The sequence below is a fragment of the Cellulomonas sp. KRMCY2 genome, from assembly GCF_000526515.1.
Lineage (GTDB): Bacteria > Actinomycetota > Actinomycetes > Actinomycetales > Cellulomonadaceae > Actinotalea.
Genome location: NZ_JAGF01000001.1, coordinates 3,663,209 through 3,675,849, shown reverse-complemented (window position 1 = coordinate 3,675,849; position 12,641 = coordinate 3,663,209). Strand labels below are relative to the sequence as shown.

At 72.4% G+C, this 12,641-nt stretch carries 12 protein-coding genes; 8 read left to right on the top strand and 4 right to left on the bottom strand.

Features of this window, described 5'->3' with window-relative positions:
* Positions 1 to 3 precede the first annotated feature (3 nt).
* A complete protein-coding gene (gene trxA / locus K415_RS0117275) occupies positions 4 to 372 on the bottom strand; it encodes a thioredoxin (RefSeq protein WP_024288293.1) in 369 nt (122 codons plus the stop codon).
* A gap of 96 nt (positions 373 to 468) precedes the next feature.
* Positions 469 to 2,952 (bottom strand): FAD-dependent oxidoreductase, encoded by a 2,484-nt coding sequence (locus tag K415_RS0117270; RefSeq protein ID WP_024288292.1) that lies wholly within the window; start codon positions 2,950 to 2,952, stop codon positions 469 to 471.
* 212 nt (positions 2,953 to 3,164) lie between these two features.
* Between K415_RS0117270 and K415_RS0117265 the strand changes: the two genes are divergently transcribed.
* The 3 genes from K415_RS0117265 to K415_RS0117255 are packed head-to-tail and all read left to right on the top strand — an operon-like array spanning position 3,165 to position 5,314.
* Positions 3,165 to 3,500: a hypothetical protein gene (locus tag K415_RS0117265; protein ID WP_024288291.1), complete on the top strand. Its 336-nt coding sequence runs from the start codon at positions 3,165 to 3,167 to the stop codon at positions 3,498 to 3,500.
* A 48-nt stretch (positions 3,501 to 3,548) separates the two neighbouring features.
* Positions 3,549 to 4,238, top strand: coding sequence for a response regulator (locus tag K415_RS0117260; RefSeq protein WP_024288290.1), 690 nt, complete (start codon positions 3,549 to 3,551; stop codon positions 4,236 to 4,238).
* Positions 4,235 to 5,314, top strand: a complete 1,080-nt coding sequence (locus K415_RS0117255) for a cell wall metabolism sensor histidine kinase WalK (protein ID WP_024288289.1) — start codon at positions 4,235 to 4,237, stop codon at positions 5,312 to 5,314. The genes K415_RS0117260 and K415_RS0117255 overlap by 4 nt, the downstream gene beginning before the upstream one ends.
* A 55-nt stretch (positions 5,315 to 5,369) precedes the next feature.
* On the opposite strand, the gene malQ is transcribed toward K415_RS0117255, so the two are convergent.
* Complete coding sequence (malQ, locus tag K415_RS0117250; RefSeq protein ID WP_155859510.1) at positions 5,370 to 7,253, bottom strand: 4-alpha-glucanotransferase; 1,884 nt, start codon at positions 7,251 to 7,253, stop codon at positions 5,370 to 5,372.
* A gap of 262 nt (positions 7,254 to 7,515) precedes the next feature.
* A complete protein-coding gene (locus tag K415_RS0117245; protein WP_024288287.1) occupies positions 7,516 to 7,959 on the bottom strand; it encodes an arsenate reductase ArsC in 444 nt (147 codons plus the stop codon).
* Between the two features lie 218 nt (positions 7,960 to 8,177).
* Between K415_RS0117245 and K415_RS0117235 the strand changes: the two genes are divergently transcribed.
* From K415_RS0117235 to K415_RS0117215, 5 genes are all read left to right on the top strand, one after another.
* A complete protein-coding gene (locus K415_RS0117235) occupies positions 8,178 to 9,191 on the top strand; it encodes a zinc-binding dehydrogenase (protein WP_024288286.1) in 1,014 nt (337 codons plus the stop codon).
* Positions 9,188 to 10,723, top strand: a complete 1,536-nt coding sequence (locus K415_RS0117230) for an FGGY-family carbohydrate kinase (RefSeq protein ID WP_024288285.1) — start codon at positions 9,188 to 9,190, stop codon at positions 10,721 to 10,723. Before K415_RS0117235 ends, K415_RS0117230 begins: the two co-directional genes overlap by 4 nt.
* Complete coding sequence (locus tag K415_RS0117225; RefSeq protein WP_024288284.1) at positions 10,720 to 11,202, top strand: CrcB family protein; 483 nt, start codon at positions 10,720 to 10,722, stop codon at positions 11,200 to 11,202. Before K415_RS0117230 ends, K415_RS0117225 begins: the two co-directional genes overlap by 4 nt.
* Positions 11,199 to 11,579 carry a fluoride efflux transporter CrcB gene (gene crcB, locus K415_RS0117220; RefSeq protein WP_024288283.1) on the top strand — a complete coding sequence of 127 codons (381 nt, stop codon included), beginning with the start codon at positions 11,199 to 11,201 and terminating at the stop codon, positions 11,577 to 11,579. The genes K415_RS0117225 and crcB overlap by 4 nt, the downstream gene beginning before the upstream one ends.
* Positions 11,580 to 11,644: 65 nt before the next feature.
* Positions 11,645 to 12,517, top strand: coding sequence for an LLM class flavin-dependent oxidoreductase (locus K415_RS0117215; protein ID WP_024288282.1), 873 nt, complete (start codon positions 11,645 to 11,647; stop codon positions 12,515 to 12,517).
* Positions 12,518 to 12,641: the final 124 nt, after the last annotated feature.

Here is a 12,641-nt window from a genome sequence, read left to right as displayed (position 1 = left end):
GGCTCAGGACGCCGGGGACTCGGCTGCGACCTGGCGGCGGACCTCGGCCATGTCGAGGCCGCGCGCCTGGGCGATGAGGTCCTCGAGTGCCTTGCCCGGCAGGGCGCCGGCGTCGGCGAAGAGCAGGGTGCCGTCGCGGAAGATCATCAGCGTCGGGATCGACGTGATCGACAGGCGGGCCGCGATCTCCTGCTCGGCCTCGGTGTCGAGCTTGGCGAAGACGACGTCCGGGTGGAGCTCGGAGATCTTCTCGAAGACCGGGCCGAACCTCCGGCACGGACCGCACCACGCGGCCCAGAAGTCGACCAGGACGATGCCCTCGGCCTCGGTGGTCGCGTCGAACGTCTCGGTGGTCAGGTTGACGGTGGCCATGCGAACTCCTCGATGTCAGGGGGTGAATACCCCTGGGGGTATAACGCTACCGTGAACCGGCCATTCCCGTCGCGAGGTCCGCGACCGGAGGGCGGCTCAGATGAAGAAGGCGCCGTTGGACTCGTTGGCCTCGCCGAGGAAGGTCGCCACCCCGCCGAGCTCGACCCCGTCGATCAGGTCCGCCTGCGCGATCCCGAGCAGGTCCATCGTCATCGTGCACGCCACGAGCCGGACGCCGGACGCCTGGGCCGAGCCGATCAGCTCCGGCAGGCTCGGCACCTTGTTCGCCCGCATCACCTTCTTGATCATCGCCGTACCTCCGCCGAGCATGTGCAGCGTCGACAGCTTGAGGTCGCCCGCACCGGACGGCAGCATCGCGCCGAACACCCTGTCCATGACCGTGCGCTGCCGGGCCGGCGGGTCGTCCCTGCGCAGCGCGTTCAGACCCCAGAACGTGAAGAACATCGAGACCTCGTCGCCCATCGCGACGGCGCCGTTGGCCAGGATGAAGGCCGCGAGCACCTTGTCGAGGTCGCCGGAGAAGACGACGAACGACTTCTTGTCCGTGATCCGCGCCGCCGCGCCGCTCACCGCCGCGAAGGTGCCACCGACCGGTGCGCCCTTGCGGATCCGCGCGGCGTAGCCCGCTCCCTCGGGGACCAAGGACACGATCGTGTGCCCGTTCTTGGTCGCCCACGCAGGTGCGTCGAGGCGGAAGCCCGAGTCGGAGACGTGGGCGAGGACCTCGTCGCCGGCCCCGAGGGTCTTGATGGCCTCCTGGAGCTTCATGATCGGGCCCGGACAGGCCAGCCCGGTGCAGTCCAGGTCGAGCAGGACCCCGGTGGACGTCGGCGCCGGTGCGGTCTCCGCATAGGAGATCACGGGCGTGGGGGAGTCGATCTCGCTCGGCGTGACGTCGTGGAAGGCCCGGAAGGTCGCCATCCCGCCGGAGAGCGTCCGGACGTCGGTGAAGCCCCGCTGGACGAGCGAGCGGTAGGCCAGGTAGCTGCGGAAGCCGACGGCGCAGTAGAGCCGGATGGGGACGTTCCGGTCCCAGGTCTCCTGACGGGTCCGCAGGTCCTTGAGCGGCACGTTCTCGGCGCCCGGCAGGTGCCAGAGCGCGAACTCGTCCGGACCACGGACGTCGACGATCCGGGCACCGTCGGTCGCGCCCGGGTAGTCACCCGCGTGCCACAGTGCGAGGTCGCCCCGCAGCGTGTTGGCCGCGACGAAGCCGATCATGTTCACGGGGTCCTTCGCGGAGCCGAACGGCGGTGCGTAGGACAGCTCGAGGCTCTCGAGATCCTCGACCGTCATCCCCGCGCGCAATGCCGTGGCCAGCACGTCGAGCCGCTTGTCGACGCCGTCGAAGCCGGCGATCTGGGCGCCGAGGATGCGACCGGTGTCGGGCGCGAAGAGCAGCTTCATGTGCATCATCGCCGTGCCGGGGTAGTACCCGGCGTGACCGTGCGGGTGGGTCTGGACCGCTGCGTAGGGCACACCGGCTGCGACGAGCTGCTTCTCGGACGCACCCGTCCCGCCCGCGACCATGTCGAAGACCTTGACGACCGAGGTGCCCTGGGTGGACTCGTACACGGTCTCCCGGCCGCAGATGTTCTCCGCGGCCACCCGGCCCTGACGGTTCGCGGGCCCGGCGAGCGGGATCAGCCAGGTGTCGGGCAGCACGGTGTGCTCGACCTCGACCGCGTCACCGGCTGCCCAGATGTGCGGGTCCGAGGTCCGCATGTGGCGGTCGACCTTGATGCCGCCCCGAGGACCGAGCTCGAGGCCTGCGGCGACCGCGAGCTCCGTGCTCGGCCGGACACCCGCCGCCAGGACGACCATGTCCGTGTCGATCACCGACCCGTCCTTGAGCTCGACCCGGACCTGGCCGTCCGCACGCTCGGCGAACGCGGCGGCCGCCGTGCGCAGGTGCAGGGCGACGCCGTGCGCGCGGAGGTAGTTCTCCATCGTGGTGGTGAGCTCACGGTCCAGCGGCAGCATGATCTGGTCGGCCATCTCGACGATCTCGACGCTCACGCCCCGCTCGTGCAGGTTCTCGGCCATCTCCAGGCCGATGTAGCCCGCGCCGATCACCACGGCGTGGCCGATCCCGCCCTGCCGCTTGGCGCCGCCGCCGCCGTCGACCGCAGCCTTGATCACGTCCATGTCGCCGATCCGGCGCAGCACGTGCACCGCCGGATGGTCGATGCCGGGCAGGTTCGGTCGGATCGGGATGGCGCCGGGGGTCAGCGCCAGCGCGTCGTAGGTCTCCTCGGTGAGCTCCCCGGAGTCGACGTCGCGGACGGTGACAGTCCTCGCGGCCCGGTCGATGCCGACCACCTCACTGCCCACGCGTACATCGATGTCGAGCGACTCGCTGAGGCTCTGCGGCGTCTGCAGCATGAGCCGGTCGCGCTCGGTGATCACCTGACCGATGTGGTACGGGAGCCCGCAGTTCGCGAACGAGACGTGATGGCCCCGCTCGAGCACGACGATCTCGGCGAACTCGTCGAGCCGACGCGCGCGAGCGGCGATGGACATACCGGCTGCGACGCCACCGACGACGACGATCTTCATGTGCCTCTTCCCGTCTCCTGGATACCTCCCATGACTTTAGGTCTCGGGTCGCCGACCGTAGGAGGACTTCCGTCGCATACCCCAGCGGGTATTGCTGGTGACGCGCGTCACCTTCACAGAGTCTTCAGAGTCCCGCTCGCACAGCCACCACGTGGCGGCGGGACCGTTGAGGCAGCCGGGACGTCCCGGGTAGTGCGACAGAGGTGGTTGTGATGAGGCAGAGCATCAAGCGGGTCCTGCTGGTCGGGATCGCGACAGCGGTGATCGGCGTGCCGGTCGGTGCAGCGTGGGCAGCGACGGACGACGACGCGACGGTGCCCGGCGAGAGCTGGTCCAGGACGGCCCCGCCGTCCTGGGCACCGGAGGACTGTCAGGAACGCTTCGACTCGCCCGAGATGGTGCAGTGGCGCGAGGAGCACCAGGTCGAGATGCAGGAGGGCCGCGCGGAGCGCCAGGCGCAGATGCTGGAGAACCGCGAGCAGCGACTCGGCGACGGTGTCGGGGCGGGCCGGATGGGCGGCGGCATGTGGGATCGTGCTGACAGCTGAGACGGATCTCTGAGACGTCCGGCCGGCGGAGCACGGGAAGGGTTCGACGTGGCGTGGCGGGTACTCGTTGTGGACGACGAGCCGGGGATCCGGCGGGTGCTGGCCGGGTACCTGACGGCCGACGGGTTCGAGGTGGCCGAGGCGACGACCGGCGAGGACGCCGTCGCGCAGGTCCGGCGCTGGGCACCTGACCTCGTGCTCCTCGACGTGATGCTCCCCGACGTCGACGGGCTCGAGGTGCTCCGCCGGATCCGGATGTTCTCCGACGTCTACGTCGTGCTGGTCACCGCACGCGCCGAGGAGACCGACACCCTCGTCGGCCTCGCGGTCGGCGCCGACGACTACGTGACCAAGCCGTTCAGCCCGCGTGAGGTCGTCGCTCGCGTCAAGGCGGTCCTGCGGCGGGGTCGGGGCTCCGCGAGCACGCCGACCCGGCTCGTCTTCGACGGGCTGACGATCGACCCCGCGGCACGCGAGGTGACCCAGGGCGACCAGCCGGTCCGGCTGACCGCTCTGGAGTTCGACCTGCTGATCGCACTGGGCCGTGCACCCGGGCGGGTCTACTCCCGGCAGCAGCTGCTCGAGCAGGTGTGGGGAGGCGACTTCTACGGCGACGAGCGGGTGGTCGACGTGCACATCCGCAACCTGCGCAAGCACCTCGACGACGACGCCGGGGCACCGGCCATCATCGGGACGGTGCGCGGGGTCGGGTACAAGTTCCTCCTGGAGCCCCGATGAACCGACTCTCGACCAGGCTGCTCGTCAGCCATGGGATCGTCGCCGTCGTCGGCGGCCTGACCGCCTACCTGATCGTGCTCCTGCTCGCGCCCCAGCTCTACGACATGCGGGCCGGTCGGATGGTGGGTCCGATGCACGGTGGGACGCTGCGGGCCGCAGCCGTCGGCGCGATGAACAGTGCGGTGCTGATCGGCGTGCTGGCGGGGATCCTGACGGCGGCGGTGGCCGGAGCCTGGTCGGCCCGGCGCATCATGCGGCCGTTGACCGACGTGCGGGCTGCGACGCATCGCCTCATCGAGGGGACCTACGACGAGCAGCTGGAGCTGCCCCGCGAGCAGGAGCTCGCCGCCGTGGTGGCCGACGTCAACGCCCTCGCGCGTCGGCTCGCGAGCAGCGAGGAGCGGCGGGCCCACCTGCTCGGTGAGGTCGCCCACGAGATGCGCACGCCGCTGACGGTCCTGGACGGCTACGTCGAAGGGCTGATCGACGGCGTGTTCGACGCCGATGCGGCGACCATGGCCGAGCTTGCGGGCGAGCTCCGCCGTCTGCGCCGGCTCTCGGACGACCTCAGTGCGCTCTCGCGGGCCGAGGAGCGCGGCGTCGAGCTGCGCCTCGCGGTGACCGACCTCGGCGACGTCGCGGCCCGGGCGGCAGAACGGTTGCGACCACAGTTCGACGACGCCGGCGTCGCGCTCGAGGTCGGCTCCGGCGCGGGGCCGCTGACCGTCTCCGGGGATGCCGACCGGCTGGCGCAGGTGGTGACGAACCTCGTGGGCAACGCCCTGACCGCCACACCCCGCGGCGGAACTGTCCGGGTGCGCACCGTCGCCGATGCGGGCGGTGTCGTGACCGAGGTCTCCGACACTGGGCGTGGCATCGCGCCGGACGACCTCGAGCGCGTCTTCGAGAGGTTCTACCGCGCGCCGGCCGACGGGTCGGAGGGGACCCGCACCGGTACCGGCATCGGGCTGACGATCGCGCGAGCGATCGTCGAGGCTCATCGGGGCCGGGTCGACGTGACCTCGCCGGGCCGTGGGCTCGGTGCGACGTTCAGGCTCTGGATCCCGGCCGGCTGACGCGCCGTCGGGTCAGGGGCCCACGAGCGCTCGGCGGCGCCCGTCGGTCGCCGTCTCAGGCGTGCAGGTCGTCAACCCCGCGCACCAGCACCTGGGCGAGCTCGCAGGCGAGCGGCTCGGTGAGGATCTCCTCGATCGGACGGGGGAGGCTCAGGCACCAGTTGGGCCACGCGGCGACCGTGCCGGGCATGTTCGGTCGCTCCGCGACGGCTCCGACGTCGTCGAGCGAGGCGAGGACCACGCGGGCCCTGCACGCAGCGAGACGCCGGTACTGCGCCAGGATCGCCGCGTGGATCTCCGCGGGCCCGATCGGGCCGTCCGGGTCGACGCCGGCCACGGCCGCGAGCTCGCGACGCACGCCGTCGAGCTGGTCGAAGTCCGCCGACTTCCCGATCCGGCGCAGGTCGTCGCAGTCCGAGCCGGTCAGGGTTCCGGCGATGGTGGCCTGGTCGTGCGTGGACGAGGCACCCATGACGGCCTCGGGGAACTGGTCGACCGGGAGCCGGAGCGCAGCGCGGTAGCCGAGCATCCCGTCCCGGGCCATCATGTCGCGGACGCCGTCGGCGACAGTGCCCATGTCCTCGCCGACGACCCACGCTCCGACGCGGTCGGCCTCGAGGCGCAGGATCGCGAGCATCGCCTCGGTCGGGTAGTGGACGTAGGCACCCGCCGCTGCCCCGGCGCCTGCGGGAACCCAGAACAGGCGCCAGAGCTGCATGACGTGGTCGATCCGCAGGGCCCCGGCGTGCCGCAGGGCCGCGCGGACCATCGTGATGAAGGGCGCGAAGTCCGCGGCAACCAGGGCCACCGGGTTCAGCGGGGGCAGGCCCCACCCCTGACCGTCGAGGTTGTGCCGGTCCGGCGGGCAGCCCACCTCGAACCCGAAGCAGACCTGGTCCTGGTTGGTCCAGGCGTCAGCGCTGCTCGAGTCGAAGCCCACCGCGATGTCGGCGACCACCGTCGCGCCCGCCCGGCAGGCCAGACCGAACTGGATGTCGGCGACCCACTGGGCCCACGCGTAGAAGGCGATCCGGTCGGCGTGGGCGGCGGCGAACTCCGCCGTACCGTCCGGGTGGTGGTGCTCGGACGGCCACTGGCGCCAGTTCGCGGTGCCGTACGTCTCGGCCAGGACGCACCAGGTGGCGAACCGCGTCAGGTCCTGACCGTGCCCGGTGACCCACTGGTCGTGCTCGGCCGGGAGCTCGTCGCGGTTCGCGGCCCAGATGCGCTCGAGGGCCGCCAGCTTGAGCTGCCACACCGCGTCCCGGCGGATGAGGCGTTCGCCGTTGAGGGCGCGACCTGCCGCGGCGAGATCGGCGATGTCGGCCGCGTCGGCGCCGGGCACCTGCTCGACCGCGATGTGCAGGAGCTGGAGCCACTGGCGTGACGCCGGTGAGTACGGCGAGGCCTGGGGGGAGGGGATGGGCGCGGCCGCATGCACCGGCGAGATGAGGACCGAGGTCGCACCGGCGGACGCGGCGGCCGTCGTGATGGTCGTGAGGTCCGCGAAGTCGCCGATGCCCCACGATCCGCGGGACCGTGCGGCGTAGAGCTGCACCGACCAGCCCCAGCCCCGGGCCGGCTGCGGCAGGCGCGCCGGCGCACTGATCACCATGCGGCGTCGGCCGTCCGGCGTCAGGAGCTGGTAGTAGCCGGCGTCGGGCGCGACGCCGGCAGCGGGCCAGGCGTCCTCGCCGGTCAGGTCGGAGAGCTCACCCTCGAGCTCGGGGCACAGATCACCCGGGGTGCAGACGACAGGCTGCTCGACGATCGGACCCGCACCGATGGCGTGGGCGACAGCGGTGAGGGTCGCGGCCGGAGGTGTGTGGACGTTGCCGTGCGCGTCGACGTAGGTCAGCGGTATGCCGAGGTCGGCGAGGGTCGGCATCGAGCCACCCTGCGCCGGACACCGCTCGGCAGTAGCGAAGGTCATACTCATGCATGCACCCCAACCTCGGTACCGGGAGCCTTCCACCCGGGGCAACCGTGACACCGTAGGTCTTTCTCGGAGCCTTCGCCAGGACCGTGCAACCGTGTTTTCGGGCTGTTGCAGCAACGTTGCAGGTCACCGCCACGCAAGGTGCTGGAGAATTCAGCCACTGGCTGAGCCGGATCCGGCCGGATCGGCAGTGTCCGGAAGGTCGGGCTTCTCCCCGCGGGGTGATCGCTCACATCGCGGGACGTCCCCGTCGCCGCTGCCGTCAGGGAGCGACCGGTGCGACGTCGAGCTCCGCGAGCAGTGCCAGGACGCGTGCGCGGATCTCGTCACGGATGGGGCGGACGGCCTCGATGCCCTGACCGGCCGGGTCGTCGAGCGCCCAGTCCTCGTAGCGCTTGCCGGGGAAGATCGGGCAGACGTCCCCGCAGCCCATCGTGATCACCACATCGGACGCCTGGACGGCCTCGGTGGTCAGGACCTTGGGCTGCTGGTCGCGGATGTCGATCCCGGCCTCGAGCATCGCCGCCACGGCGGTCGGGTTGATCTGGTCGGCTGGGATCGATCCGGCGGACCGTACCTCGACGACGCCGCCGGACAGGTGCCCGAGGAACCCGGCAGCCATCTGGGAGCGTCCCGCGTTGTGCACGCAGACGAACAGGACGCTCGGTCGCCGAGCAACCGTGGGTTCGGTGCTGGGGTTGCTCACGTGACGTCCTCCTGGCCCTCGGATCGGCATGACCGGGCCAGCCTAAGGCCCGTCCGGTGCGGGCCGTGACCTGGTCGGGTGCGACGAGGTCCCGTGGGCCCGCGGCTAGGATCGGCGATGATGAGAACGACGTCGACCCCCCCATCGGTCGACGACTCGGAAGTCGACAGCCCCGAGGTCGATGACCCCGCGGAGTGAGGATCGTCGGTGAGTCGGTCATGAAGGTTGCCCGGTTGCACGGCCTCGGTGACGTCCGCGTCGCCGAGGAGGCCCCACCGACGCCGGCCGAGGGCGAGAGCCTGGTCCGCGTGACGGCCGTCGGGCTGTGCGGATCGGATCTGCACTGGTTCAGCGAGGGCAGCATCGGCGATGCGGGGCTGTCCCAGCCGCTCGTGCTCGGGCACGAGTTCGCCGGCGTGGTCGAGGGCGGGCCGCTCGACGGGCGGCGCGTCGCCGTCGACCCGGCCCACCCCTGCGGCCGGTGCGAGCAGTGCTTCGAGGGCAACCACAACCTGTGCCCGACGGTCCGCTTCGCCGGTCACGGCTCGAACGACGGCGGCCTGCGCGAGCTCATCGCCTGGCCCACGGCCCTGCTGCACCCGGTTCCCGACTCGCTCAGCGACGCCGACGCGGCGATGCTCGAACCCCTCGGGGTGGCGCTGCACGCACTCGACCTCGGCAGGCCGCCGATCGGCGGGGTCGTCGTCATCGTCGGCTGCGGCCCGATCGGGCTGTGCATGATCCAGCTCGCCCGCATCGCCGGCGCCACCCGGGTCGTCGCTCTCGAGCCCCTGGCGCACCGGCGGGCGGCAGCGGCGGCGATGGGCGCTGACGTCGTGCTCGACCCAGGCACGCCCGACATCGCGGCGGCCATCGCGGACGCCACGGGTGGCAGGGGCGCCGACGTCACGTTCGAGATCGCGGGCAACGACGCGGCGGTCGGCCTCGCCGTCGCCGCGGCGCGTCCCGGGAGCCGGGTCGTGCTGGCGGGGATCCCGGCCGACGACACCACGACGTTCCCTGCCGGGCTGGCCCGGCGCAAGGGCCTGACGCTGATGCTCTCGCGGCGGATGAAGGAGATGTACGCCCGGACGACGCAGCTGGTCGATCGCGGGCTGGTCGACGTGACCTCTGTCGTGACGCACACGTACCCGCTCGACGACGCGGCCACCGCCTTCCGGGTCGCCGACGACCGGACCGGGCTCAAGGTCGTCGTCACCCCGAGGGCATGAGCCGCCTGCCCGGCCTCGTGGTTGCCGTCGACTGCTCGACGACCGCAGCCAAGGCCGGTGTCTACGACGAGAGCGGTCAGGTCGTCGCCCAGGCGTCCCGGCCCCTGAGCACGGACCAGCCGAAGGCCGCCTGGCACGAGCAGGACGCCGAGCAGTGGTGGACGGCGACACGTGACGCCATCGCGCAGGCGGTCGGGGCGTCGGGCGCCCCCGATCGGATCACGGCGCTGTGCATCACCCACCAGCGCGAGTCCTTCGTGTGCCTCGACACCGCGGGCCGACCACTGCGTCCGGCGATCCTGTGGCTCGACGGCCGCGCCGACCAGGAGATCGCGGAGCTCGGCTCAGCGCGGGTCCACGAGCTCTCGGGCAAGCCGCCGGACACGACGCCCGCCCTCTACAAGCTGGCCTGGCTGTCGCGGCACGAGCCGGCCGTGCTGCGCGACGCATCCCGGGTCGGCGACGTCCAGGCCTACCTGGCCTGGCGGCTGACCGGCCGGTGGGCCACCAGCCACGGCTCGGCCGACACGCTGGGCATGTTCGACCTGCGGACGATGACCTGGTCGAGCGAGCTCCTCGAGCTCGCCGGCGTCCGACGCGACCAGCTGCCCGAGCTCGTACCGGTGGGCGACGAGCTGGGCCTCCTGACGGCGGAGGTGGCGGCGTCCCTCGGGCTCCCTGGGCCGGTGCCCCTGGTCGCCGGGATCGGTGACGGCCAAGCGGCGGGGCTCGGCCTGGGCGTCACGACGCCCGGTGTCGCCTACCTCAACCTCGGCACGTCGATGGTCCTGGGCGTGCAGTCCGACACGTACCTGTGGGACCCGGCGTTCCGGACGCTCGCCGGTGCCCGGCCCGGCACCTACACGTTCGAGACCGTCCTCAACGCCGCGGCCTACGTCGCGACCTGGTGCCGGGAGCAGTTCGGCCGTCCCGGGGTGGACGGCCCCGCCGGCAGCGAGCTCGAGGCCGCGGCGGCGGCACTGCCGATCGGTGCGGAGGGCCTGCTCACGGTGCCCTACTGGAATGCCGCCCAGACCCCGTACTGGGATCCGCTGGCGCGCGGGGCCGTCGTCGGCTGGCACGGTCGGCACACCACGGCGCACCTGTACCGGTCGATCCTCGAGGGCGTCGGCTTCGAGCTGCGCCTGCACCTGGAGCGGCTGGAGATGGTCACCGGCCGGCCGATCACGGCGATCCGGGTCACCGGGGGAGGCGCCCGCAGCGCGCTGTGGACCCGCATCGTGACGGACACCACCCAACGGCGGGTCAGCGTGCACGGCGACGCGGAGCTCAGCGCAGCGGGTGCCGCCGTGCTCGCCCGGGCCTTCCTGGACCGCCGGGCGCCCGGCGATGTCGCAGGCCCGGACCGGATCCGACCGGACGGTCACGAGCTGTCGCCCGATCCGTCGACAGCGGCCGGCTACGACGCACTCTTCGCCGTGCACCGGCAGATCTACCCGGCGCTCCGCGGCATCTTCCCTGGTCTTGCCGCCGCCGCCCGGACGATCGCCGACGACCGGCCCGCGACATGAGCACCCCGCACCACCTCGACCCACGGCTCGTGGCGCTCGTGGCGCTCGGGGGGATGGTCGGGACGGGCGCGCGCTACGCGGTGTCGACCTCGGTGGCCACCTCGGGAGGCTGGCCCACCGCGACGTTCGTGGTGAACATCGCCGGCGCGTTCCTGCTCGGCGCCCTGCTCGAGGCGCTGCTGCGCCGGGGGACCGAGAGCTCCCGTGGTCGGATGATGCGCCTGGGCCTGGGTACCGGGGTGCTCGGCGGCTTCACGACCTTCAGTGCGTTCGCCGTGGAGATCGAGCGGCTGCTGGCCGACGGCGCGACGGGAACGGCCCTGACGTACGCGGGTTCGAGTCTCGTGCTGGGCTTCCTGGCCTGCCTGCTGGGGGTGGTCGCCGCGGCGCGGCAGCACACCTGGCGCCCCGGCCGACCGGTGCTCGTCCCGGACGCGGGCGAGCGGGCAGCGACCCGGGCGGGAGAGCCCGAGGGATGACCGCGCTGCTGGTGGCGTTGTTCGGTGGCCTCGGCGCCGCGAGCCGCTTCGTCCTCGACGGACTGGTCCGGGCGCGATGGACCAGCGCGTTCCCGATCGCCACGGTCCTGATCAACGTCACCGGCTCCCTGGCGCTCGGCCTGGTCACCGGGGCGGCGCTGTACCACCATCTCGGGGCGTCCTGGCAGGTGGTGGCCGGCGCAGGCTTCTGCGGTGGCTACACCACCTTCTCCACCGCCATGGTCGAGACCGTCCGCCTCGTGCAGGCCGGTGAGCACCGGCGCGCGGTCGCCAACGCGCTCGGCTCGCTGCTCCTCGCGGTCGGCGCGGCTGCCCTGGGCATCGGCACCATGTGGGTCGTCGCTGCTCCGCGCTGAGCGAACGTCGCCGCAGTCCCCGCTCACCGCGTGGCGTGTCGCCCGGTCCCGCTAGGGTCGGCCGCATGACGACCGTCGGGGCTGTGTTCCTCCCGCAGTTCGCACCCGAGCTGCTCCGCCCGGTCGCGCAGGCGGCAGACGCGGCCGGCCTCGCCGAGCTGTGGCTGTGGGAGGACTGCTTCGCCGAGAGCGGGGTCGCGAGCGCTGCCGCCGTCCTGGCGTGGACGAGTCGTCTACGCGTCGGTCTCGGTGTGCTGCCGGTGCCGCTGCGCAACGTGGCGCTCACCGCCATGGAGATCGCCACCCTCGACCGCCTCTTCCCGGAGCGCATCACGGTGGGCGTCGGCCATGGCGTCCAGGACTGGATGGTGCAGGTGGGTGCTCGGGTCGAGTCGCCGCTGGGCCTCCTGCGTGAGTACGCCACGTCCCTGGGCGGTCTGCTGCGCGGCGAGACTGTGACGGTGTCCGGCCGGTACGTCCACCTCGACGAGGTGCGCCTGGCGTGGCCGCCGCTGTCAGCGCCCACCCTCGCCGCGGGCGCCGGCGGACCACGATCGCTCGCCTTGTGCGGGGAGATCGCCGACATGATCGTCCTGACCGGCGGGACCAGCCCGGAGGGCGTGCGGGCGGCGCGGCGCTTCGTCGAGGAGGGCCGTTCGGCGAGCGGCCGGGCGAGGCCGCAGCCGGTGACGGTGTACGTCCCCGCCGCGACCGGGCCAGGGGCGGCCGAGCGGATGGCGACCCACCGACGCGTGTGGGGGTACGCCGCCGATCAGGAGGTCGGCGTCGTGGGTGACGCGGCTGGGATCGCGGCGGCCCTGGCACCCTGGGTGGCCGCCGGTGCCGACACGATCGTGCTGCAGCCCACGGCGGACGAGCCTGACCCGGTCGGGTTCGTCGAGCTCGTCGGCTCGCAGGTCACGCCCCTGATGCGGTGACGCCCACCGGGCCGGCGCTGCCGCTCGGGTAAGGTGTGCCGCCGGAGAGGGAGGCTGACATGGGTCTGGGCACCAACAGATCGGGTCGCACGACCAGCCATCGGCGACGGGCAGCGGGCCAGTC